This is a genomic window from Haloferax sp. DFSO52 (genome assembly GCF_048158745.1).
In the GTDB taxonomy this organism is placed as follows: domain Archaea; phylum Halobacteriota; class Halobacteria; order Halobacteriales; family Haloferacaceae; genus Haloferax.
On sequence record NZ_JBLOPB010000004.1, the window covers coordinates 155,496 to 179,963 of the forward strand.

General features: G+C 56.7%; 18 protein-coding genes. 6 read left to right on the plus strand and 12 right to left on the minus strand.

The features are described from left to right. Positions 1–208: 208 nt before the first annotated feature. The gene (locus ACK3SC_RS18110; protein WP_416841649.1) at positions 209–1,144 is read right to left on the minus strand and encodes a hypothetical protein; all 936 of its coding nucleotides are present in this window, start codon (positions 1,142–1,144) and stop codon (positions 209–211) included. Between the two features lie 173 nt (positions 1,145–1,317). Between ACK3SC_RS18110 and ACK3SC_RS18115 the strand changes: the two genes are divergently transcribed. The 3 genes from ACK3SC_RS18115 to ACK3SC_RS18125 all read left to right on the plus strand — a co-directional run bounded on the left by ACK3SC_RS18115 (position 1,318) and on the right by ACK3SC_RS18125 (position 5,078). Further along, positions 1,318–2,919, plus strand: coding sequence for a hypothetical protein (locus tag ACK3SC_RS18115; protein WP_416841650.1), 1,602 nt, complete (start codon positions 1,318–1,320; stop codon positions 2,917–2,919). A gap of 151 nt (positions 2,920–3,070) precedes the next feature. After that, positions 3,071–4,141 carry a Gfo/Idh/MocA family protein gene (locus ACK3SC_RS18120; RefSeq protein WP_416841651.1) on the plus strand — a complete coding sequence of 357 codons (1,071 nt, stop codon included), beginning with the start codon at positions 3,071–3,073 and terminating at the stop codon, positions 4,139–4,141. A gap of 400 nt (positions 4,142–4,541) precedes the next feature. After that, positions 4,542–5,078 (plus strand): hypothetical protein, encoded by a 537-nt coding sequence (locus tag ACK3SC_RS18125; RefSeq protein ID WP_416841652.1) that lies wholly within the window; start codon positions 4,542–4,544, stop codon positions 5,076–5,078. 151 nt (positions 5,079–5,229) lie between these two features. Here the strand turns inward: ACK3SC_RS18125 and ACK3SC_RS18130 are convergent, their stop codons facing one another. From ACK3SC_RS18130 to ACK3SC_RS18145, 4 genes are all read right to left on the minus strand, one after another. Next, positions 5,230–6,660, minus strand: a complete 1,431-nt coding sequence (locus ACK3SC_RS18130) for a flippase (protein WP_416841653.1) — start codon at positions 6,658–6,660, stop codon at positions 5,230–5,232. 330 nt (positions 6,661–6,990) lie between these two features. Then, the gene (locus ACK3SC_RS18135; protein WP_416841654.1) at positions 6,991–9,294 is read right to left on the minus strand and encodes a hypothetical protein; all 2,304 of its coding nucleotides are present in this window, start codon (positions 9,292–9,294) and stop codon (positions 6,991–6,993) included. Positions 9,295–9,735: 441 nt separating this feature from the next. Further along, a complete protein-coding gene (locus ACK3SC_RS18140) occupies positions 9,736–11,148 on the minus strand; it encodes a sulfatase (RefSeq protein WP_416841655.1) in 1,413 nt (470 codons plus the stop codon). Positions 11,149–11,227: 79 nt separating this feature from the next. Further along, positions 11,228–13,033 carry a hypothetical protein gene (locus ACK3SC_RS18145; RefSeq protein ID WP_416841656.1) on the minus strand — a complete coding sequence of 602 codons (1,806 nt, stop codon included), beginning with the start codon at positions 13,031–13,033 and terminating at the stop codon, positions 11,228–11,230. 305 nt (positions 13,034–13,338) lie between these two features. Here ACK3SC_RS18145 and ACK3SC_RS18150 point away from each other — a divergent pair, with 305 nt between their 5' ends. After that, positions 13,339–14,358, plus strand: coding sequence for a lipid II:glycine glycyltransferase FemX (locus ACK3SC_RS18150; protein WP_416841657.1), 1,020 nt, complete (start codon positions 13,339–13,341; stop codon positions 14,356–14,358). A 354-nt stretch (positions 14,359–14,712) separates the two neighbouring features. On the opposite strand, the gene ACK3SC_RS18155 is transcribed toward ACK3SC_RS18150, so the two are convergent. The 3 genes from ACK3SC_RS18155 to ACK3SC_RS18165 all read right to left on the minus strand — a co-directional run bounded on the left by ACK3SC_RS18155 (position 14,713) and on the right by ACK3SC_RS18165 (position 17,384). Then, the gene (locus tag ACK3SC_RS18155) at positions 14,713–15,651 is read right to left on the minus strand and encodes a DUF1616 domain-containing protein (RefSeq protein WP_416841658.1); all 939 of its coding nucleotides are present in this window, start codon (positions 15,649–15,651) and stop codon (positions 14,713–14,715) included. Positions 15,652–15,861: 210 nt separating this feature from the next. Next, positions 15,862–16,173, minus strand: coding sequence for an ArsR family transcriptional regulator (locus tag ACK3SC_RS18160; protein WP_416841659.1), 312 nt, complete (start codon positions 16,171–16,173; stop codon positions 15,862–15,864). Positions 16,174–16,955: 782 nt separating this feature from the next. After that, positions 16,956–17,384, minus strand: a complete 429-nt coding sequence (locus ACK3SC_RS18165; protein WP_416841660.1) for a hypothetical protein — start codon at positions 17,382–17,384, stop codon at positions 16,956–16,958. A gap of 388 nt (positions 17,385–17,772) precedes the next feature. Between ACK3SC_RS18165 and ACK3SC_RS18170 the strand changes: the two genes are divergently transcribed. Beyond that, positions 17,773–17,952, plus strand: a complete 180-nt coding sequence (locus tag ACK3SC_RS18170; RefSeq protein ID WP_416841661.1) for a hypothetical protein — start codon at positions 17,773–17,775, stop codon at positions 17,950–17,952. Positions 17,953–18,052: 100 nt separating this feature from the next. Here ACK3SC_RS18170 and ACK3SC_RS18175 read toward each other — a convergent pair whose 3' ends face one another. Continuing rightward, positions 18,053–19,924: an SLC13 family permease gene (locus ACK3SC_RS18175; protein ID WP_416841662.1), complete on the minus strand. Its 1,872-nt coding sequence runs from the start codon at positions 19,922–19,924 to the stop codon at positions 18,053–18,055. Positions 19,925–20,490: 566 nt separating this feature from the next. Between ACK3SC_RS18175 and ACK3SC_RS18180 the strand changes: the two genes are divergently transcribed. After that, the gene (locus ACK3SC_RS18180) at positions 20,491–21,006 is read left to right on the plus strand and encodes a hypothetical protein (protein WP_416841663.1); all 516 of its coding nucleotides are present in this window, start codon (positions 20,491–20,493) and stop codon (positions 21,004–21,006) included. 160 nt (positions 21,007–21,166) lie between these two features. On the opposite strand, the gene ACK3SC_RS18185 is transcribed toward ACK3SC_RS18180, so the two are convergent. The 3 genes from ACK3SC_RS18185 to ACK3SC_RS18195 form a co-directional block, all read right to left on the minus strand. Beyond that, positions 21,167–22,507 carry a hemolysin family protein gene (locus ACK3SC_RS18185; protein ID WP_416841664.1) on the minus strand — a complete coding sequence of 447 codons (1,341 nt, stop codon included), beginning with the start codon at positions 22,505–22,507 and terminating at the stop codon, positions 21,167–21,169. 547 nt (positions 22,508–23,054) lie between these two features. Then, positions 23,055–23,294 carry a hypothetical protein gene (locus tag ACK3SC_RS18190; RefSeq protein WP_416841665.1) on the minus strand — a complete coding sequence of 80 codons (240 nt, stop codon included), beginning with the start codon at positions 23,292–23,294 and terminating at the stop codon, positions 23,055–23,057. Between the two features lie 360 nt (positions 23,295–23,654). Next, on the minus strand, positions 23,655–24,467 hold the full coding sequence (locus tag ACK3SC_RS18195; protein ID WP_416841666.1) for an enoyl-CoA hydratase/isomerase family protein: 813 nt from the start codon (positions 24,465–24,467) through the stop codon (positions 23,655–23,657). Position 24,468 lies beyond the last annotated feature (1 nt).

A 24,468-nucleotide genomic window follows, 5' to 3' on the forward strand; every position in this document is an offset into this window, starting at 1 on the left:
CTGTCGTTAGCACCCATCTAACCGTGACAGATTCGGCACACAGAGTCGTTCCGAGAGCGCCACGGATGTGACATGTACGTTGGCCCTGTGAGTCCGTCACCGCGCGTTGTGAGCACGCTACACGGCGGGTTACTCGACGTACTCATCTACACGGCGGGCTACCTGACACACTCACCGTGAACAGAGCGCAGAAGAAAAGGAGTGGACGTTAGTCGACGTACCCGAGATTCTCCAGCCGCTTCGTGACGACATCCGAAGAGACGTCGTCCTCGGTTGCGACCGATTCCCCGGCGAGAATCTCCTTTCTCTCGCCGTTGTCGAAGACGAGCCAGGGGACTGTGACGAGTTCCGTGGTGTGGATACCTGGCGGGTGGCCCCATTCACGAATTGGAATCGGAGCGGAGCGTTCGCCGATCATGTTGCCGTGGTCTGACGTGACGACGGTTCGCCCGGGGAGCGTCTGCATCAGTTCCTCGACCGACGGAAGTGCAATTTGCAAGTTGTCTCGATACGCAGCCCACACAGTCTCTGGTGCGACGGTCCGCTTTTTCTCCATCAACTCGCCCCAGATGTCTGCTTTCGATTCGATGTCCTCGTACGGATTCCGTGGGTTCAACTCGGGGGCGTTGATGAACGGATAGTGTGGTTGGAGATAGTGGATGATGAGACGTTTATCCGGGTACCGCTCGCTCACTTCTATCGCACGTCTCGTCATCGTCTCCGGGAGGACCGTCCCAATCGACTCGTCCCACCCATCTTCTATCCAGACGTTGACGACGTCGTAGAACGTCGCAGCGAGCTCCTCACGCTGTGCGAAAAACTGCGGACTCGCACTGATGTACACGGTGTCCTGCAGGTCGCGGTTGGCGAAATTCCCCCGGAGGAACTCGACTGTGTGAGAGCCACGAGAGATGCGTTTTTCTAATTGCCCGGGGAGTGTGTTCTGTTGTTCGAACATGTCGTATCGACAGGCGTCCAAAATCACGAGATTGTCCCAATCTTCGGCGACAACGTCGGTACCGTTCGGATTGTAGCTCAGTCGGTCCAGACGGCTATAGTAGAGACGATTCAGTTCCCGCCCAAAAATGGCAGGGTTCGAACGGGCGCTTTTCAACCCCGTTCGAATCTGTGAAAGCGAGTACATCAGGTATGATGTTGGGTGAAGAAATCACATTGTAAGTTCGGAACTAACAGCGTTCGGAGCAACTCGCTTCCGTCTCATCCAATCGAGAGCCACGAGACAGCCGGACACTATCGTGTGGACGACGCTTCATAATTATAGTCTCGTGCCACCAATTGCAGACGAGTTTTATAAAAATGGACAGACGGGCGTATCTCGGATTGGTCGGAGTTACTGCTGCCGCGTTAGCTGGCTGTTCGACACGACAAGACGAATCGCCAACACCCACACCGACACCAACACCGACCGAGATGCCAGAGACACCCGAACTGACGGAAGTGAACGTCGTCGACGACCTTGGATGTGACCCAACCGGAACCGAACCCTGTGCATCGAAACTGCAACGTGGCCTCGAAGACGGCGTCGCACTTCTATTTCCAGAGGGAACCTATCGATTAGAAGACAGACTCGACATCTCCGGATTCGGTTCCATCGGCCTCGTGGGAGACGGTGCTGTCAGACTCGTCCCACCGAACGGCTACAATAGTGTGCTCATCGACGTCGGAGAAGTGAGCCGGTTCCTCCTCCGTGGAATCGATATCGACATCAACGCGACAGACACCACCGCCGGTGTGCGGGTCATCTGCCGAGATTCGTTCGAAATAGAAGACATCGAATACCTCGGACGGGGCGAACATCCCGACAACAGGGTCGTCCACTCGATGATTCTCGGACTGACGACAGCGTCCGGCCGCGGCCTCATCCGAAACTTCCGTGCCCTGAAGGGGTCTGCAATCGGTCACTACAAGAACGGTGACGGCCGAGCAGGTATCTCGATTGGTCCATGGAACTTCGGGACAGTTCGTATCGAAGACTGCCATCTCGAAGAGTTCGGGAACAACGGAATCTACGCCAGTCGGACGTCGGGAAACGTCGAGGTCATCGGTGGACTGTTCCGCAACAACAACGTCGCCAGTATCCGAATTTCAGGCAACGGTAGTTTCGTCAGCGGAGCGACTGTCGAAGTCGATATGGGTACGTACACGGGTCCGTTGACACAACTCGACTCACAGTTCAACACCCGTGGAATCGCCATCGAGCAGGGGCCTGCAGACAAACAAAACGGGGCACTGATACGTGACTGTACGATTCGTATCAAAGATACCCCCCGGTCGAAAGGCGGAATCAACCTCTTCCCGACTGGGCGGACTGTCACGGTGCGAAATACCACAGTCGAGGTAGACGCAGACGGAGTACCTGCAGTGTACAGAAGCCCACTCGAATCGCAGGGTCGGTTCGAACCGACCGCTGGACCACACTGGGTCGACCTCGAAAACGTTCGAATCACTGGAAGTGCAGGTGGACTCGCGGGCGTGATGCTGTACGATGCACCAGACTCGGTCATCAGAAACTGCACGATCGAGCAAACAGGGCCAGACCGAGATGGAATCTTCATGGTCGACTCGATTTCGACGCTCATCGACGGTGGGTCTGTCACGACGACCCGCTACCCGTTCGTCGTCGAAGTGAACGGGCAGGCCGAGACCGATTCGTGTCTCCTCCAGTTCGAATCTAATCCACAGGTACAACCCTCGTCGAGTTCGAGCGGGCCAATCCGAAGCGGGAGTACCGTCACCATCGACGAAAACGAGTATCGTGTCGACGGTGGGGGGTTACTGGAGATACGCAGCTGCGTTGCGGGTGGCGACCTCGCGCAACTGTCAAACAGAGAGAACACGCTCGCGATTACGGGGACGAGCAACGGCCACCTCGAATGGCTTCGGTTCGTCGCGCAGTGACGCGGTCGGCGAGCCGCCACTAACTCGCTCCTGCTCGGATTCAGTCACGCGAATTTCGACGCCCTGTCCGACTTCGCGAGACCGTTAGCACCCACACTCCAGAAGTCATTGAGCGTATAACAATACACTTCTCACTCTTATCGCCTCACGTATGACACTCAACGCAGCAGTCGTCGGTGCAGGTGTCGTTTCTGGAACGCATCTCTCTGCACTCGACCGAAATCCCCAGACCAACCTCGTCGCAATCTGTGATATCGACGAAGGGCGTGCCACTGATGTCGCCACCAAGTACGACATCACTGCGTACACCGACATCGACGAGATGCTCGAATCTGAGGAGCTCGACTGGGTCCACATCTGTACGTCGGTCCAGAGCCACGTCGCACTGGCGAAGAAAGTGATCGACAAGGGCATTCCAGTACAGATCGAGAAACCGATCACCACGACGCTCGACGAATTCCTCGAACTACAGGCGTACGCAGACGAACGTGGCGTTCGTTTCTCCGAAGTTCACCAGCACGTTTTCGACCCGGCGATGCGCACAGTCACCCGGCAGATGAAACGCGGTGACCTCGGCAGAGTCCGCAGCGTGGAAGTCATCTTCACGGGACTGACCGAACCCGATCTCGAACAACGCGGTGCGTGGACCTTCGAACTCGACGGCGGTGAGTTCGAGGAGGGCCTCCCCCACCCACTATATCTTGCCTTGGCCACGGGTGGCTACCCAGAGGACGAAGACGCCATCTCCGCGGTTACCAGTCTGGCATACGAGTACGAACAGGGGTTCACCTACGACAACGCGGCTGTGCAGTATCGGACGAACGGTGGGTGCCTCGTGAGCGTGAAGATGATTTCCGGAGCGATTCCACAGCGCCTCGTCGTCGTCCACGGCGAGAAGCGGTCGCTGATGGCCGACCTCGTCTCACAGACCGTGATGAAGGTGTCCCACGACCCAACCAGCACGTCGCTGTCGAAAGTCCGCTACAACGTCGAGCGCTCCGCTGACCTCATCGGTGGCGTCGTCGGCAACGCCAGCACCGTCCTCAAGGTGAAGTACGACGACGGATGGGAAAACGTCAAACAGACCAATCCCCACTTCTACCAGATCGACCTGGAAGCCAAGGCACTCGCCTCGGGACGCCCGATGCCGGTCCCCATAGAAGAATCGATGTGGACGATGGTCCTCCTCGAAGCGATTCGCGACGCTGCGCGACAGGACTAACGACGCTCTCATTTTTCGAACGGTTGTTTCGGCACCTGTTCCCGCTCAATGACGGTCGAGAATGCGTAGTCGAATGCGGCTCTATCGAAATCCTCGGTCGCAGGTAGTTTGCTGAGACTGGCTGAATAGTGGGAGTGTATCGGTTATACGATTTCTCGCAACCCTGATATAAATTAAAAAAAATATATGTCAGTGTGACAGTATTTGTGTCATGTCCTCCCACTCACGTCGCAATATCCTTCGTTCTGGTGCAGCACTAGTCACCGTGATTGCTGGCTGTACTGCTCCATCTCAACCGCCACAAGGGGATGCTGAGAGCCCCACGACCACAGTAGAGTCACCACCGTTGGAGACTTCAACTGGGACGCAGCGAACACAGGCGTCGACTCAAAATACAACAGTGACTGAACAAACAACAACCCCTCCATACGACCCTTCAGTTATCTCCCCTCACGCGGAGGTAGTCAAGCAGGCATCAGAAGAACGCCCTGCGGAGGTCGAGTTAGGTCTCACAAACGACGGGGAACGTTCTGTTCCTGTTTCACCCGAGAGTAGCGGCCTCCCACTGGAGTTTCTCACGTTATCGGACGACTCCGGTCACACCGTCTACTTCGTTCCAAAAGTCCAACAACACGTTCACATTCGAGGTGGCGAACTCCCTGAGTCACGCACAGATGGCTGTTGGAAACTGCCGGACGGGAGTAAATTCGTGGTCGAGGACCTCGATTTCGACACGGTAATTGAACCTGGCGAGACGTACGCCAAAAGTCACTATATCTTCGAACCAAGCCAGACAACGTCGTGTTTTCCAACTGGGAAGTACAGCATCACGAGTACTCTCAAGCTAGCAGGAACGATGATGGAAGGCCCTTCGGTCGAGCTTCGATATACCTTGACAATTGACGAACAGAAACAGATGTCGGTTAGTGTAGAATGACCGCGAGGTGGTAACGGCGCGAGTTACTCTCGAATCACATGGCCAACGGTTCGAACTCGGCCGGCAGTCTAAGTTCGTCCCCAACAGAAACCGGTGCGATGGTGCGTTCAATTCACATGACGCGTCCGTACACGTCGGGCAATGAGAGAACTTATCGGAGCATCCCAACGACGCGTCGGAAACTGAGGAGGCCGCTCACCGAAACGAGGACGGACCACATGACGATACCCAGCACGACCGCCGCACCGAGCGTCACGAGGCCGGAGATGAACGGTTCGAACGCGAGGACTGGCAGCGCCATCCCGAGCGTGACGAGACAGACGATAGCCGTCGTTCGGGCGAGTCGAGTGAGCGACAGCGAGAACTCGGTGTAGATGAGGTAGACTTCGAACACGACGAGGAAGGTGTACGTGATGACCGTCGCGAGGGCGGCACCGACGACGCCCAACGTCGGGATGAGTGCGATGTTGAGCGCGAAATTGGCGATTGCAGTCGCCGACTTGGCGTAGGCGCGCGCGCCAGCGCGTCCGATGAAGTCGAGACTGTCGTTGGTGATTTTGTCTATCGCGCGCAGTAGGACGTAGAGACTGAACACCTGAACGATGGGAACCGCACCGAGATACTCAGCACCGAAGATGAGACGGACGGCCGGTTCTGCGAGAATTGCCATCCCCACGGCGGCAGGGATGTACAGCGTGACCACGTACTCGAACGTCGTCTCGTAGAGGTTCGCCGCCCGTTCGAGTTTGTTCGTCACCTTCTGTTCGCCGTAGGTCGGTGACACCGAGAACCCAATCGTCGTCGCAGGCGCGATGACGAAGTCCGTAATTTGCTTTCCGAGCATGTAGTACCCGACTGCCACCGGATTCAGGAAATAGCCGACCAGAATGGCGTCGACACGGCTGTCGAGCATCACTGCCCCGCGAGTCACCGTCAGTGGGATGCTGTACCGAAGGATTCGTCGGGAGAGGCCGGACTCCATCGGTGCACCCTCGTCGAGTGGCCGGTAGAATTTGACGTAGAGGATGACGAACCCGACGATGACGGCGAGTACAAAGCCGACAGTGTACCCAAGAATCGCACCCAGTGGACCGAGGCCCAGCAACAGGAACCCGACGATGAAGACGACGAGGGTGACGTTAGCGACGATATCCGTCTTTGCGCTCCAGTCGACGCTATTCAATCCCTGAAACGTGAGCGAGAGGAACGTCTTCAGCGAACTGAAGGCGATGTAGCCAACACCGGCCACGAGGAGTGGGGCCACCCGTGGTTCGTTGAGCAGACGTCCCACAGGTTCGCTGAAGACCACGACCGCAGCACAGACGACGAGTATCGTCACGAGATTGTACTTCAGTGTCGACCAGAGGATGTTCGGTACCTGCCCCGGCTGGGTCCTTCGGTACTCTGCGAGATATCTCGCTGCGGACTTCGCGAGCCCGAGGTTTGCAAAGAGAAGTGCGACCGAAAGTATGGAAATCGCAAAATAGAGTAGTCCGTACTCTTCGGCGGTGAGGAAAAATCGGGTGAGGAGGATAATCAACAGTCCTTTCGAGAGAAGCGAGACGCTCTGCGCAGCAAACATCGCTTTCAACCCTCGAATTATCGAACTTGTCACCATGAATTGGGTTCCTCGTCGTCGCGTCGAGCGCAGACCCGAACTCGTTTTCGGGGCCAGCGCACGCAGACGAGTGTCTCGACCCCCGATTGCAGACCACGGTGGTCGCCTCGTTGTGCCGACGTGTTCATGAAAATGAGGGGCACCTCAGGGCTTTGTTATGGGTGACTTACCCACCAGACAGGCCGCCGATACTCTGCAGTCGGCCAGTTTCGAGCGGGTCGGTCGCGATAAAAGGGTGGTGGAGGGACGTGACGGCAGAAGGAGCGGGGGTGTGGTTAGTTCAGTGTGGTCGGGTTACCCGAGCGTGTCAGGGTCGACCTTCGTGTCGTCGAGGTAGACACGGGCAGGGCCCTTGATCGCGAAGTCGGTAATCTGACCGGTGAACTCGAACTCGTCGATACCACGGCGGGTCGCTCCTCTGACCTTGTTGTTGGTGACGGTGTCCTCACCGGGGTCGTCGATCTGCTTGACAGAGCCACTGACAGCGAACCGGTAGTGGGCAAGGTCGTCAGTACCCATTCCGTCGATGGTGAGCTTGCTGACCGTGTCGACCGTGTCGGTGGAGTCGCTGGACGAGTCACTCGAACCGTCGAGCGACGCCGGGTCGACTTCCGTTCCGTCGACAGTGACCTTTGCAGGGCCGTCGATGCTGAACGAGGTGATTTCACCCGTGAAGTCGAAGCTGTCGAGGCCACCACCGACTGCACCGGTGACCGAACTGCCACTGACGTTGTCCTCGCCGGGGTCGTCCGTCTGCTCGACAGAGCCACTGACCGTGAACTCGTAGTTCGTCAGTTCGGAGCGGCCCTCACCGTCGATGACGAGTTCGTGCGTCGTGGTCGTGTCGGTAGAGGAGTCACCCGAGCCAGACGAGTCACTCGAGCCATCGAGCGTCGCTGGGTCGACTTCCTGTCCATCGAGGGAGACCGTCGCAGGTCCGTCGATGCTGAACGAGGTGATTTCACCCGTGAAGTCGAAGCTGTCGAGGCCACCACCGACAGCACCCGAAACGGTACTGCCACTGACGTTGTCCTCGCCAGGGTCGTCCGTCTGCTCGACAGAGCCACTGACCGTGAACTCGTAGGAAGACAGCTGTGAGCTTCCGTTGCCGTCGATGACGAGTTCGTGCGTCGTGGTTCCTGAGTCAGTCGAACCGGAGTCAGTCGAGTCCGAGTCAGTCGAACCCGAATCCGTCGAACCCGAATCCGTCGAACCCGAATCCGTCGAACCCGAATCCGTCGAACCCGAATCCGTCGAACCCGAATCGCTAGTGAGCGAACAGCTACCGGACGTCTGGATATCGGTCGTCTGAACGTTCACATCGACTTCGTTGACAGCCTGGCCACCGACGTTGATGGTCGAGTTGCCGACGAAACAGTCGGGTGCATCGACGACCGTCACACCGTCACGGCCCGACGCAGTCTGCTGGATACAGACGTTCTCGACTGTCGAGCTTGGACGGCCGACGATCTTGAGGCTCTCGCGGTTTGCCGCACTGCCCTTGATGGTACAGTTCGTGACCTTGAGGTCCCACGGCTTGGGGGCCTTCGGGTAGTTCGACGCTTTGTCCGTCGGTTTGTACCCTGTGATGGCGCGCGAACCGTCGCGGTCGATGATGAAGTCACAGTTTTCGACTTCGAGCCAGCCACCAGTCTCGTCGAGGTCGATCGCCTCGATGGTGTTGGGCGAGTCGCGAACGATGAGCGTGCTGTTGCGCACGTAGCCACCGTTCTTCGTCCCGTCGAACTTGGACTGCTTGGTCTCTATCCAGACACCACGCATCTTCCGGGGGGTGCCGGGGTTGTTGGCCTTGCTCATGTCGATCTCGATGAGCGCGCCGTCGACGTACGAGTTCGGCCCCATGAAGCGGACCTGCGAAACGTCGTTGTTCCGGTAGACACCACCTTCGATCTGGATGTTACCGTCGTTACGCGTGGCGTAGATTGCACTGTTCGACATCTCCTCGATGTGACAGTCGATAATCTTCAGCGTCCCGTGGTGGCTTGGCGTCGCCTGAATACCACCCGCACTGTTGCGGTACTCACCGAGGACACCACCGTCTTTCGCTACGAACCGCTCGATGACGGAGGTCCCATTGGGGTCGTGGACGTCACAGAGGATGTGCTGGTCGAGGCGGTGGTCTGCCGCAGGCGCGCGGCCGACAATCTCGATGTCGCGAATCTGTGCGTTGCGCTCACACAGGAACTTCATGTTCGCGAACGCGCCACTCGCGGTCTGGTCGATCGTGATGCCCTCGAAGAGGACGTTGCGGCCGCCCTTGTTGAGGAACACCGTTGGCTCAGTGTTCGACGGAATCTTGAACACGGCACCATCTTCGGAGTACATCCCGACGTTGGATGGTCCACCCGGATAGATGGTGTTCGAAATCTTGTACGTCCCCTTGGGGAACTTGATGAGCGTTCCGTTGGTCAGGCGGCTCTCGATTGCGCCGGAACAATCTCTCTGACCCGAGGTGTCACAGAAGTCGGCGGCGTTCAGTACACGGTCGAACGTGATACCACGGACGGTCTGGGCTGCAGCAGCGTTCTCGACGACGGTGCTGGTTGCGGCGACGCTGCCGAGGGCAACGCCGGCCATGCGCAGGTACGATCTGCGACCCAAGTTTGTTTTGCTGGAAGGCTTGTCGTGGGTTTGGTTGCTTTCGGTCTGGTCGGGGTCCTTCTGCATACTCGGTCCAAAGAAACTTGAATAAATAACAGATTTGACCACATTTGAAGCGATTAGACCAAATTTATGCTTCGATTAAGTCCTTTTATTGGACATTTGTTAACCATTAGGCTATTAGTAGCGTGTAGAGCGCTCGCCAGTTAGTTATCAGGTGCTCTCACACGGGGGAGAAAAATATGAAGAAAATTGACTGTGTGAGAATTTGACTAGTGTGTGACCGTGAATATCTGTATTTTCTGTAGATAGTGAAATTACAGAGTAGGGTAGCGGGAGAAGGGAGCTAGAGTGGGTACAAACCGGTGAGAAACAGTATCGAATCGAGCGTCAGTCCAGAGTGACGCGATGGGCCACTCAGTCGACGAGATACCCCAGGTCGGCGAGTTGCTCGCGCATCTCGTTGGTGAACTTCCCTTTCTGCCGTTGGTCGGTCACCGGAGTTCCCTGTGTCGCGGACCATGCAACGAATGCTTCATTCAACTCTGCTTTCTCGGCACTGTACGTTTCGGACACGTCGGTCGTTTCGTCCGGGAGACGGAAGAGTTCGGTTCCGTCGTCACTGTGTTGGTACTTGAATTCATGGGTGAAGAGTGCTGTAAGCGTCGAGTCGGGGAAGCGAGACGCGTCGAAATCGGGGTTGAGTTCGAGGAGTTTGTTCACGTTCTGTCGGCACCGGTCTGCGCCGCGCTGGACGATTGCTACGTCGCGGTGTCCGGTCTGGAAGTCGATTCCCTGTGTTCCTTCGGTCGGTGCGCCGACCATCGCTAACAGCGTCGTCATCACGTCTGCATGCTGTACTAGTTCTCCTTCGTACGCGAGCGCGGGGTCCAAACCGTGCGTCACGAGTGGGACGTGCGAGACTGCCTCGTTCGTTACGAGTTGGTGCGCGAGAAGCCCGCTCTCCCCGAACAGTTCGCCGTGGTCTGACGTGATGACGAAGACGGTGTCGCCGATATCGAGTGTCTGAACCGTATCGAACAGTTCGCCGACGAACTCGTCGACGTGTGCGATTTCACCGTCGTAAAGCGCCGCGAGCGCCCGCCACTCTTCGGCAGAGAAGGGACTGTCTGCGGCCATGTGTTCGTAGAGGTTATCGTGGTGGTCCAGCCCAATCGCTTTGATTTCGTCCATCGAGAGACCGGTGTCGTCGGCAAACTGCTCGAGATATCGGTCTGGCGGGTAATACGGGTGGTGTGGACCACCGTAGTGGAGGTACAAGAACAGCGGGGCAGACTTCGTTTCCCGCGCTCTGAGCCATCGAAGCGCCAGTTTGTTCAGCATGTAATCTGTGCCGTGTTTCCGGGTGTCGAGCGTCAAGCCACCACCGTGAGTTCCGATATTGCGCACGTACGAGAGAATCGTCTTGAGGCCCACTGACTGCCGCAACGTCGATTTACTCAGCCAGACGAACTCGTCGAACCCACGGTCGAGTCCGGTCGCAGAACTGAGGTGGGAGTTCGGAGAGATGCACGCTGTGTCGTAACCGACCTGCTTGAATCGTTCCGCCACAGTCGGGAGTGCAGTTGGAATCGCTTCACCGGTCATTCCCGCTCCGTGGTGCGATGGATAGGTCGCAGTGAGAATAGAAGCTGAAGAGGCGAGTGTCCAGATACCGTGCGAGTAGCAGTTCGAAAAATACCGTCCACCGTCGCTGTCTGCGATTCGTTGTACGTTCGGTGTCGTCTCACGGTCGTACCCACCCATCGTAGTGTGGTCCGCCCTCGTACTCTCTAACGTAATCCAGACGATGTTCGGATGCGCAGTCATAGCTCTGCCGCGACATTCGCTCGTTTACTGGATAGTTATAATTCGCATACTATCCGACGTCCGCCAGACGCGCCCGAATTCAGGCGTCTGCGTTCAGGGCACGCTCTTCGACGAAGTAGAGCGTGAACTCACCGTTCGAGATGACTCGGTTGATTCCCGGGCGCGCGTCGAGTGAATCGAACTCTTCTCGAGTGTATCTGAGTTCCTTGTACGCGCGAATCTCGCGCTCACGGTCGTACGTGGACACCGCGAGGTAGCCATCTCTCGCAAACGTCGAATTGAGCGTATCTATCTCCCGTGTCGGAACCGAGCGGTCGTAGTCGTCACGTGGCGTCTCTTCGGTTCCGTAGATCGCGTCGTTGTAACGCCACGGCCCTTGACGGACGGCCGCAAGCGGCAGGTCGCCATCGTGTAGTTCGAACGCCTGTTCGAATCCGACCAGTTCGGACTGTGTGACGTGCTGGTTCGGCTGGTAGATGTACGGTGACGGGTACGCTGCGACGAGTGCAGCGGGCAGTAACAAGAGCAGCATCACTGCAACTGCAACGTGGGTTCCACGGACCCCGACTCTCGAAGCGAGTCGCCGTAATCCGAGGGCGATAGTCACAGACCCGACAGCCGATGCAATCAGCATGAGGTAGCCAAAGAGTCTGAAGTGAAGTTCGCCGATGTCCCCGAGAAGGAACACGACTGCAAACGGAAGCGTTCCGGCAGCACCGAGTGTGAGATACCGAACTTTCGCATCGGTCTCTGGGAGGCTATCAAGGCGATGGAGGACGACCACGAGGACGAGAATACCCATGAGCACGACGTAGACGAAACTCACCAGGAACAGCTTCGCGAATATCTCGGGGAGTCCCGCACCGATTGCCTGCAGCGAGGCACCCTGTGCGACTGTACTGCCGGCCGCGGTCGGTGGCGTCCCACTGAGGTACCCTTCGGCCGCCCGTCCAACTGCCCTGAGCGTGCTCCAGAATGCATCGCGACGACTCGTCCATGCGAGGAATGCAATCCCGAGAATGCCGGTCTGTACGTACGTGGTTTTGTGGTCCCGAATCGGACTCTCCCACCCGCGCCACCGAACAGCAGCCTGCAGTACCGATGCGAGGAAGAGGAGCACGAACAAGTTGAGCGCTTGCAGCGGGTGGTACAACACCGTCGCCATCCCGACGATGACGAACAGAACACCGAACGACGTGACTGGAATCTTCGACCGGCGAGGGTCCGCACGGGCCACGTACAGGAGGAACAGATACAGCCCAAGTGCCGAAAACAGCATCGCTTGGCTGAACGTGTGCGGAGCCAGGTGCGTGCTGATCGTGTTGATCGGGAGGAGGAGTAACCCAGAAAACGTGGCGATGACGATCGTATCGTCCCGTGGGAGAATTTCGAACGCGATCAGGGGGATGAGGAGGAACGCGAGTGCGACGAACGAAAGGACGACCAACAGCAACGACCGTTCTGGAGAGTATCCGGTGACGTTCGAGAGGAGGATTGCGAACGAATGGATCCCGGGGTACAACAACTCGCTGATGGCAGTCTCGCCGTCGATGACGTCACGAACCCACCCGAGGTGAGTGAGCGAATCGCCCGCCCCGAGATAGTAGTATCCACGGATGAGCGGAAGTGCGATGATGCTAAAGACACTCATTCCACCGAGGAGGAGCGACAGTACCCGAACATCTCTGTCACCAAAGATAGACACGAAGAGAGAACAGGTGACTGCGACCCCGATGAATGCCCAGAAGACCACTGGTGTACTTGAATACAAAGACAGTTCGTAGGACGTTGCAGGATTCGTGTACGCCACCCCAATTGCGATGAGCAGCGCAGAGAACCCCACGAGTAAGCCCAACTGACTTCTGGTTCCGGCTCGAGAGACCATTTCTGCACGTTCAGACGGTATCGAGCAGTATTGTTATTGGTCACCAACCCGTCTCGGGGAAGACGCAAAGACGGGTATCGAACCCTAGCCTACGGAGGCACGAGGTGAGAAAACCAGCTCACAGAGCCACCGTAACAGACGAAGTACAATCGACAAACACTGGAGGGGGGAATGTGTCTCTTCATCGCAATTTTTCGGGGCAAAACGAACAGACAAAGAGGGGCTAACTGGGCCACAGCACACTCCCTGACGGATAAGAAGATTATAACAAAGCGGTCAGGGTGAGGACTTTTAGGCTACGAACAATGAGCATCGAGATTAGGTACGCCACCGAGGAAGACATCGACAAGTGGGACGACTACGTCGAGCAGTCGCCACAGGGAAACTTGTTCCATCAGTATGCTGCGCTGGAGGTGCAAGCGAAACACTCCAACGCAGAGTTGTATCCACTTATCGGATTCAAAGGCCAAGAGGTGGTCGGCCTCTTCCCGGTGTTCAAAATCACGAAAGGTCCCATACAGACGGTCTTCTCGCCGCCCCCCGAACTCCGCGTCGCATACCTCGGCCCACTCTTTCTTAATATGGACAACATGAAACAGCGCAAGCGCGAGAGTCGTCACCACGAGTTTATCGACAAATGTTTCGAGTGGATTCAAAACGAGATTCGGCCACAGTACACCCACATCCGACTGGACGAGACGCACGATGACCTCCGGGCGTTTACCTGGAACGACTTTACCATCTCGCCTTCGTACACCTACCACGTCGACCTCACTCCCGGCGAAGACGAGGTCTTGATGAGTTTCAGTAGCGACGCACGAGCGAACATCCGTAACGCACCGGAAGACTCGTTCACCATCGAAGAAGGTGGGCTTCGGGAGATAGAACTCATTATCGAGCAGGTTACAGACCGGTACGAAAATCAGGGAATCTCGTTCCGTACCTCCGCCGAATTCGTCAAAGACCTCTATACGAACCTTCCGGAAGGACAGATTCGCCCGTACGTGCTCCGTATCGACGGCGACTTCATCGGTGGGATTCTCGCCACCGACTACAAAGGAACTGTCTCACGGTGGCAAGGCGGTGTTCGAACCGACATCGACGTGGACGTCTCGGTCAACGACCTCCTCGACTGGCAGTTGATGCACGATGGTATCGAACGTGGGCGAACGACGTACGACCTCGTCGGCGCAGACAACCGACGAATCAACCGATACAAATCGAAGTTTAACCCGAATCTCGTCCCATTCTACAGTCTCGAACGAAGCGATGCTGGGATGGGGAAACTCGCACACATCTACAAGTCCATTCGTCAGCGGGCGTAACACCGACGTACGTTTCGGGTGGCCGACTCGATTGTTTCTGGTAATCGGCTCACTTCTGCACTGTCGCGCGTTTTTCCTGTCCGTGTTTCTTTCCTATCTGCGTTTCTGGTTCCTGTCCGTGTTTCTGGTTTCCATCGGTACCTCTGGTTCCTATCAGTATCTCTGATTCCTCCACGGGGCTCTGGTCAACACGTGTGTCCGAATTTCCGACCGTCTCGCTCGACAGGAACGTTGACGACCACCTATCGGTGGGCCAGTTTCAGTGAGGTACATTGTAGAAATCACGGGGAATCCGTCGTCAGTGGAAGAAGACCGATAGTTGTCGTGGGAACCAGCGACGCAACTGTGGACCCGTTAGTTGTTGACCCAGATGTACGTCGAGCGGTACGCGCTGTCCGTCCCGGCGTCGGCAGGTGCGTCGCCTTTGTACAGGAGGTAGACGAGACGGAGTTCAGAACCTGTCATTTCGGGGGTGAGTTCGGGGCTGACAGTCCACGACTCGCCGGGAGCAACGTCCTGAGAGACTCTCGCTAATTCTTCGTATTCGACGACTGAGACAGAGCCGGACGAGGTTTCGACACGTTGTAACTGGACGACGAGCGTGTATCGTGTTTGTTCTCGTTCGTAGTTGGTCACGCTCGCGTAGATCTCAGTTGTTTCGCCTGACGACAACGTCTCGGGATAGCCAGCGGCGACGAACTCGCCATCCGACTGTTGGGTGACTAACGAGAGACTCGAGTACGACTCACCGTAGTTCGGGACGGTAAGCGCGAACCCGAGGCCGACAACCGAGAGGACGACCACGAAAGCGAGAGCGACGGTTAGCACTCGGTTCGAATCGTTCTGATTGGAGACCGATTCGGCGAAGGAAGTGTACCAGGATCTGAATGGGATGGTGTACTGTTCGGTCTTCGTGAGTCGTTGCCTGCGGTATTCACCAATAAAGAGACCAGCACCGATGACCGCTGCGAAGATACCGACGATGGTGATGGTGCTCGGTTGCGAGAAGACACTGAGGATGAAAATGCCGAGGAGCGGGATCAGCGCGAGGCTGATACCGAACGCGAGAACAACCCGTTCTACGAACGTCACTCCAGGCCCGTTTCGGTTGACGGTCAGTGCAGATGAGCGAGATACCCGAGTGTCTGTGTACTTATGTGGAAACAGTACGAGGAGGAGCGCATACCCAGGGAGGAAGATGAGCAACGGAATGCCGAACAGCGCACGGACGAGTACCGAGTCGACGTACAACACCGACATCGAAGCGCCGAGAAGGATGACGAACCCTGCCAAGACATCGGCTTGTATTTCTCCAAGGGTCCGAATAACCCCATTGTCTTTCACTATCGGTATTTCTACCATGCGTAAACATACTAGAGTATACTCTTTGTTGTTGACTGGCTGACGCCATCCGGCCCCTCGGTTAGAAACATCATAACCGAGTACCGGGTAGAAAATTCGACAGGTCGTGAGAGCCCAAACTTTTGCAGTTATCGGAAGGTTTCAGACTAAATCCTGCGATTGGATAACCTGCCACGACTGCTGGCCCTCCTCTGTGAGGCCGTACACGCGTCCTTTTTTCCGGTCTTCGGGCACGAGGAGTTCGACCTGCCCTCGCTTCCGGAGGCGTTGAATCGAGCGTGAGATGTTTGCTACGTGGCGGTCGGTATCGGCTGCAATGCGAGTCGGCGTCGCTGGCCCTTCCGCGAGCCGCTCCAATACAGTGAGCCTGTACTGGGAACTGATTGCGTAGCTGACCATGTCCCAATCGATACTGTCGTTCGTATCAGATTGCTCCTCTTGTGTGCTAGCCATTAATCAGATTAACAGCCAGATAATTACATAAATACTTCGGTGGCAATTTATTCAGATTTTCCTGAACGTCACAGATTCGTATACGTCAGTGTAAAATCAGCACCATGCAAGCCAATATAATATTAAAACTGCACATTCTGAATTATATAAAGAGTTGCGATTTTATATTCACATTTACACGACCAGTTTGTAGGCAATCAGTGTACGGTGTACAGGTTGAATCTAGTCGCAGAACGTGATTGTAATGGAGTTTTGAATTGCTTCATCTCAGGAACACAACTGTAGTAACGAGTATCATATCAATGTAACAGACACCACATCACTCGTACGGCAATGTACCATCACAAACAGGGAGCAAGACGGTTCGAACGGTCTCGTCATGGCTGCCATGGTACTGCATGACACCAATTAATCTCATCGCAACAGAGAACGTCAGTTGTCCGAAAATGGCCTAAGCACGCGTTTTTTGAACTGTCTGGAACTGAAGAGTGATGAGGTCGCTCGAAAGTTTTGGAGGATAGTTTGATGCGCGTCTTTTCAGTGGAGGTTCTGGGAATGACTCAACCAGGACTGCCATCTGTCTTCTGACGCAATGTCCCCGGAGCCGGTGGGGGGTGTAGTTCGGATACCATCGATTATATTCACGTACTCCATTGACAATCGCCCGCGCACGAAGACGCGGATATTCTCGTCCGTTAGGATGGGGAGGGTGTCGACGATGGGATTCCCTCGCCGAATGAAATTGACGCGTACGACAATCCGAAAGTGTGCCTAACCGGAGCTTACCGCTGTGTTTGTCGGATGAACTCGTTGAGTTTTGCTTCGATGAGGGTCGCAACCCGTTCGCTATATTTCCAGAGCGCTGCATTGAGTCGCTCTTCAGTCTCGTCGTCAAGTTCGTCCCGTCCGCGAAGGACAGAGTCCTTGGTTATCTGTGGGTGATAGACACAGACCACACCGAGGGAGGTGTCCGAACTGGAGGATCCAGCCGTATGGATTCCGTACTGGTCAGTTCCCCAGACACCATCGCCACCCTCTCGTTCCAACTCGGAATCGAGCGCGTCGAGCAGGCGGAGTTCCGCTTCGGTAAGAATTGGGTGGTCGCCCTCGAACAGTTCAGCGTATGCCTCCCTCCGGGCATCTCTCGTCCATTCATCCAACTGGGACCGCGCACGTAGTACGAGTTGTCGCTCGTCTGGGAACTCTGCCATAGTCTCTATGAGGTCAGCCAAGTCAATCAACGTTCTGACGGGTGCTGTAGACCCGTGAGACGGGCTCTTGGAAAGGGTATGGGGAAAGATGGCCTCTCAGTCGTGCGAAACGCTACGATGCACCAACTGTCCCCCACACCGCTGCCATCTATTATTATGTTCGAGGTTTCGATACGTCACCTCAGTCACGACAGACGTACAGAGTGGGTTCAGACGCTACTTTGCTATTAGTGATGCCATGGTGCCTTCGAGCAGTGATACCAGTGGGGAGAAATCCTCACGAGAAACCAGACAGCCACGATGCTAGATACGTATCGACGGTCAGCGGACGCTGTCTGTGTGGTGATTACCCTGCCAAGTTATCGACACGCCCCACCTACTGTTCTTCATGGCGATAATTGTCTATCAAGGCGTGGACGAACCCGTCTCGGAAGAAATCGACGATGAGAAGCTGAACTACCGAGAAGCCCACTGGCAGATTCATCACGGCGACGATGAGTACACGTACATCCCGAGAGAACGCGTCTATTCGGTGAAAATGACGGACCCACACTTCATGGAAGAGTGAAGTAAGTCACTGGTTCCTGCTGTGACGCTCCGACAGCTCTGCGAATACCCAACGTTGCTCGGTGTCCGCTGGGCCAGCCGGGAGCGAGAGAGAACACAGCTCACACACGGACACCCCAGAAGAACGCGATTCCGACGACAGTGACCACCGACAGGAGGAACTGTAACGGCGCGCCAACGCGGATGAAGTCCGAGAACCGGTACCCGCCAGGGCCGTAGACGAAGAGGTTCGTCTGGTAGCCGACCGGCGTCATGAACGCCGTCGAGGCGGCGAACGTCACGGCAAGGACGAACGCGAACGCGTTCGCACCGATCGACTGAGCTGCGCTGGCCGCGACAGGGATCATCAACACGACGCTCGCATTGTTACTGATGACGCTCGTCAACAGGCCAGTCGCGACGTAGAACACCCAGAGGACACCGATCGCTGGCAAGAATACGGCAGTCGAGGCGACCACATTGCCCAGCAGCGCTGCCGCTCCTGTCTGCTGTAGGGCAATACCGAGCGGGATGACGCCCGCGAGGAGGAATATCACGTTCCACTCGACAGACGAGTAGAGTTCGGTCGGTTTCAGGACGCCGGTGAAGACCATCGCCACGACGCCTGCTAACGCAGAGACGACAATCGGCAGGATGTTCAGTGCCGGGAGTGCGATGACGCCGGCGATGATTCCGACCGCGAACGGAATCTTGTCGCTCCGGTAGTTCACCTCGTCGAACTCGTGAGCGACGATGAAGTCCTGGTTCTCGACGAGGCGAGTGAGACTATCGGGTGGTGCCTGCACGAGGAGCGTGTCACCGGTCCGAATACGGATGCTCTCGAACCGGTCCCGGACGACATCACCGCGGGTTCTGAAAGCGAGGACGTTCGCGTCGTATCGCTGTCGGAACGTCGAACTCGCCAAGGTTTCGCCGACGAGGAACGACCCCGACGGAATGACGACTTCGACGAGGACCGGTTCTTCCTCATCAGGATGCAGGTCATCTTCAGTCCGAGGTCCGCCCGACAGTGTGAGGCCTTCCGCATCCATGATGCGTTCGAGCGTCTCCCGGTTCGTCCTGAGCCGGAGTGTGTCCTTCTCACGAATCTCTTTGCGGGCAAGCGGATCAGAAAAGCGCTCACCGTATCGGATTAGCTGTAACACGTCGATGTCGAGGTCGTCGTCTCCCAGCGCCTCCTCGACCGTCTTTCCGATCAACGACGAGTTCGCTGGCACAACGACGTCTGCGAGGTACTCCTGGAGGGCGTACTCCTCGACGAGGTCCTCGTCAGCGGGAATCCGTTCGGGGAGCAGTCGAACCCCGACCGTCATCAGATAGATGGACCCGACCGCGAAAACGATGAGACCGAGTTTGGTGAATTCGAACATCCCAAACGCGTGCAGACCCAGCTCGGGAGATTCCGCTCCGAGTTGAGCTGCGATATCGCTCGCGAGGATGTTCGTCGACGTTCCGATGAGCGTCAACGTGCCGCCGAGCATCGAGGCGAACGACAACGGCATCAGCAATTTCGACGGTGAGGTCTTCCCGTTGTGTGCGAGGTCGTTAATCACCGGGACCAGAATCGCGACGACCGGCGTGTTATTGATGAGTCCCGAGATGGGGCCGGTGATGCCGATCGTCGCCGCGAGTTGCTTGTTTCGGTTGGCCCCCGCGAACGCGGCCATCTTCCGACCGAGCAGCTGGACGATGCCGGTTCGGTTGATTCCGGTACTCAGGATGAGCATGGCGAGGACAGTTATCGTGGCCGGGTTCGCAAATCCCGAAATTCCCTCCCGAGCTGATATCTGCGTCCACGGTTGGAGTACGATCAATAGCACCATCACCAGAATCGCGGTGACGTCGATGGGAAACCACTCGGTAGCGAACAACACGAGTGCGAGCAGAATAATTGCAAAAACGACGAGCATCTCGGCCGTTACAGACTGGGTGCCGAGACCTTGGACAGCCAACGAAACGGTAGAGAAGACCACACCAATTAATGATACTGACGCGAGATAAGGGCTGGCATGCACACGAGTGAGTCGATTAGAGAGACACTCCATGCACTGCCCTGGGTGAAGACCTGAGGCACTCTCCTCGTTCCTCTGTAGAAGCGGGCTGTTCGCTCAGAAACCGGTCACCCTACGAACGCTTATCCGCTTGTCGCTCACATGCTAACAGAGAGGATGGAATTTTTCAGACGCGCCGGAAGGAAGGTCGAACAGCTCAAGCAGACGGCAACCGAAACCGCTACGGAGCATCCAAACTACCAGTGTGAAGCGTGCGAAGCACGATTTCACACCCAGCACGAACAGTGCCCGGAGTGCGGAGCAGCGTCCCTCATTTCGATACAATCTGAGGAGTAAACCCTCAGTCGGTCCGATTGGAGACGGTGTCGTAGAACTACCTCCTTGTTCGAACACTCCACCCCGCTACGGGCTGCATCAATCGGTACCGCGTCAGCAGTTCTCGTCGATAGGTGGCCTTCGGGACCAGAACAGTTCATAGAGACCAGTAATAGAACCACTCTTTGACTTGCTCGTCTATCGTCTCGGTAGTGGTTGACGCTCTCAGAACGTACACTGACTACGACTCCTTCGCTCGCGAGTGGCACGCAAAGACGCTCAGAGACCGCGATGTGACACTTGAGGCGGCCCAAGAGCGGGGCTACCTCAACGAACAGAGCACGCGTCGGCTGTGGCAACTGTTGGGCCTCCTGGACGAAGACGACGTGTTCATCCAGCTTCCGAAGTGGCTAGTCGAAGAGAAAACGGACGACCTGCGGGGAAGCCTTGCCACCACATTTGTCGGATACATCTCCCGTGAGACCGAGGACGCAGTTCTCTTCGAGGACTCGTCACCGAGTGACCGTCTCATGCAGATTGCACACAAGATAGAATCGCTCGAAAACGGAGTCGAGAACTTTGCAGTCGACAGCGACCGTCGAAAGCAGTTGAACGACAAGCTACAGGAAGAGCACCGAAAATTCGAGAAACGGGACCACGCCCCGTATCTCTCAGACGAACGGCTCCCGAAGTCCCAACTTATAACCGTCATTCAACGGAGAGAGTAGTCAGTCGCGGCTATCAGGAGGGCCTCCAGAGGCGGTTCGTAATCGGAGTGGTACAGACCCGTCCAGTGGAGACCGTTCTCCGAACGAACGGACTAATCTCCGGTGACCTCACTCCCGTGTTGCGGCCGTTTCGTTTCTGTCCCGAACTGGAACTCAAACGCTACTCTTCGTCCGACTCCTGTCGAACCTGCGTCTCTTGAATCACGAGTCGTTCGATTCGAGTATCATCGACAGCCTCGACCTGAAGCACGTAGCCGTCCGAATCGATCTGATCGCCCACTTCAGGAACTCTGCCGAGGCGACTGAAGACCAATCCACCAATCGTCTCGACATCGTCGCTCTCGAATCGAGAGCCGAGCCGGTCGTTCACGTCCTGAATGGTGACTCCTCCGTCGACGACGTACGCTCCGTCGGTTCTCTTCTCGATCGACGGCTCTTGAGCACCTGTATCGAATTCGTCCTGGATATCGCCCACGATCTCTTCGAGGATATCCTCGATAGTCACGATGCCCTCGAAGACGCCCCACTCGTCGACGACGACGGCCATCTGGCCTTCCCCACGCGTCTGAAAGTCGGCGAGAATCGCGTCGATCCGGCGCGTTTCCGGCACCGTGAGGACTGGACGCGCGAGCTCACGCGCTGTGACCGTGCCGTCTTGGTCCATCTCGGCTTCGCTCGCTCGCAGAATGTCCTTGGCGTGGACGAATCCAAGCGGTTGATTCCCGTCCTCGTCGAGTACGAGGTAGCGCGTGTAGCTCCCGGTGGCGACAACTGACCGGAGTTCCGAGAGCGGCATCGAGGCAGTGACGGTTTCCACGTCTGGACGCGGAACCATGACCTCGCGGGCGATCGTATCGCCGAGTTCGAAGACGCTCTCGATCATCTCGACTTCGTCGAGGTCGATGTGTCCCGACTCCTCCGAGCGGGTGAGAATCATCCGAATCTCCGCTTCGGTGTGGGTTTCTTCGCTCTCGGACGCCGGAGAGACCCCAGCGAGACGGGTGAAGTAGTTGGCCGTCCCGTTGAAGACGATGATACCGGGCACGAACACGTAGTAGAAGAACTTCATGAGTGGGGCCACGAGGAGCGCGATACGTGTGGCCTCCTGAATGGCGAACGTCTTCGGCGCGAGTTCTCCGAACACCACGTGGAGGAACGTGATGAACCCGAACCCGAGGACGAATGCAACGAGATGGACCGTTTCCGCAGGGAAAAACTGACCGAGGACCGGTTCGATGAGCGCTGCGACAGCCGGTTCACCGATCCAGCCGAGGCCGAGCGAGGAGAGCGTGATTCCGAGTTGGCTGACAGCCAGATAGTCGTCGAGGTTCTGAACGACGTCTTGCACGAGCGCCGCCCCCGGTTTGCCTCGTTCGACGAGTGACGTCACTTGAGTCGGTCGGACTTTGACGAAGGCGAACTCCGCAGCAACGAAGACTCCGTTCATGATGACGAGGAAGAAGGCGAGAAGCAGTCCGCCGAGAGAAATTAGATCAACCATAGTCGATTACGGACACGTGGACACTTGTAGGGGGTGGATATCGAACTGGTATTCTGCAGTCAGATTGTCCACGAATCGCGGTGACCGCGATGTCGATGTCGATCGCGTATCACCCGTTCTTGACCAGCGTAGCCTGCCTCTGAAATTCTCATGTGAGGAATTTCATGTCGTATTCTGCCTTTTCAAGCCCCCGCCCAGTCTAGCCCTTCTCGACGAGACGCTGGAATCATCGCCGGAGCAGTTGTCATCGAATGAGTCATCTGACATCTCAAAACGTATCTTCAGTCCACCGTTCGAGCCAAGATTGCCGACATCGTGCGGGCGGGTCTCACCAGGAGAGGATGGCGCAGTTTGTATCCGAGATACTGAGCCAACTGAGACCAGTAGGGACCAGTCGGGGTGTGTCAAAGACAGGGTCGAATGAAGACAGTGAACGCCTATCGAAGCCAGCGGACAAGATGGACTGTGTTCGTCCCAGCGGTGACACACGCGTACACACCGGTTGACAGACGTAACCGTCTCGACATCCAACAGGGAATCCGCAACATCAGTCGGAGAACTCGTCGTCGTATTGTTCGTAGGTGATGGTCAGTCGCCCCGGCGTCCGATGCTTCGCTGCGTCTCGAAGCCTTTGGAACGCTCGCAGGAGTTCATCGGCATCGTCTGTTCCCTCTCGGACACTCCGGGATTCTTCTCGTATCGTATCGTATACCTTTTCCAGCATTCGTCGAGCCGCGTCCGAATCTGTTTTCGAGTCGATCTCGAATGAAGCCTCATACTGGGACATGCTCGTTGTTGGTTCGCCAGTGGGATAAGCGGGGCTTTCCCTTGATAGTGCTCGCCTCGTTTGCCGTCAGCGGCGAGCTTAGCCTTGCGGGAATTGAGACTCGGTGCGGTGGCCGCAACAGTCGTTCATACGAACCCCATGAGAAAGTTTGTATACCGACATGGAGTATATTGATTCCAGAGCCATTTTTGCCACGTGTTTGCTAATCCTCCTCATCTGTGTATGACAACGACACAGATGGCATGTTAATCTAAATCATACGTTTCGGAATGCGACCGAAAATTCGTGGTTTGTCGAGGTATGGTGGTGCAGCAACCGGGTTACTCCCACGACTGCCCGCGACGAGGACATCGAAGAAAGTCACTCACCCGGCCACTCGTTCGCGCCCAGTGGTTCACCCCCGAGGAACGCGTCGATTCCCTCGTGGGCGTCGGCGGTCGTACAGAGTTCGGCAAACCGTTCGTTCGAGTAGTCCAGCGCTTCGTCGTACTCCAGTTCTGCCATCTGGTAGAACGCCTCTTTTCCCAGTTGAACGGCGACAGGACTCTTCGACGCGATGGTCGAAGCGAGTTCGACCGCTTCGCTGCGATAGTCATCCGGGGGGACGACACGGTTGACGAGTCCCCAGTCGAGGGCAGTCTCCGAGTCTATCAATTCGCCCGTCAGAAGCAGTTCGAGACACCGTTTCCGCGTGAGCGACGACATCAGTGGCACAGCAGGCCCCATACAGAACAACCCGACTTTGGGAGCTGTCGCGCCGAATCGGGTCCCCTCGGCGGCAACCGCAAGGTCACAGGCAGCGACGAGGCCGATACCATTCGCTGCGGCGTGACCGTGCACGGCGGCGATAACCGGTGTGCGCATCTTCGTGAGTGTTCGAAACGGTTCTTCCATCACCGCAACCCACGCTTCGTACTCGTCTTTCGTCTCGTAGGTGGCGTATTCCGACAGGTCGATGCCGGCCGAGAACGCTTTGCCTGCGCCATCCACCACGATTGCCCGCACGTTTACCGCCTCGTCGAACGCGCGCAGTGCGTCGTCGAGTTCGGTCGCGAGTTCGGTACTAAACGTGTTCATCGCCTCCGGTCGACTGAGTGTAATCCGGCCAACGTACCCGTCACGGGTGGTTTCGATGGTCGTCCACTCGGGCGTGTCGCCACTGTTGGACGTCATG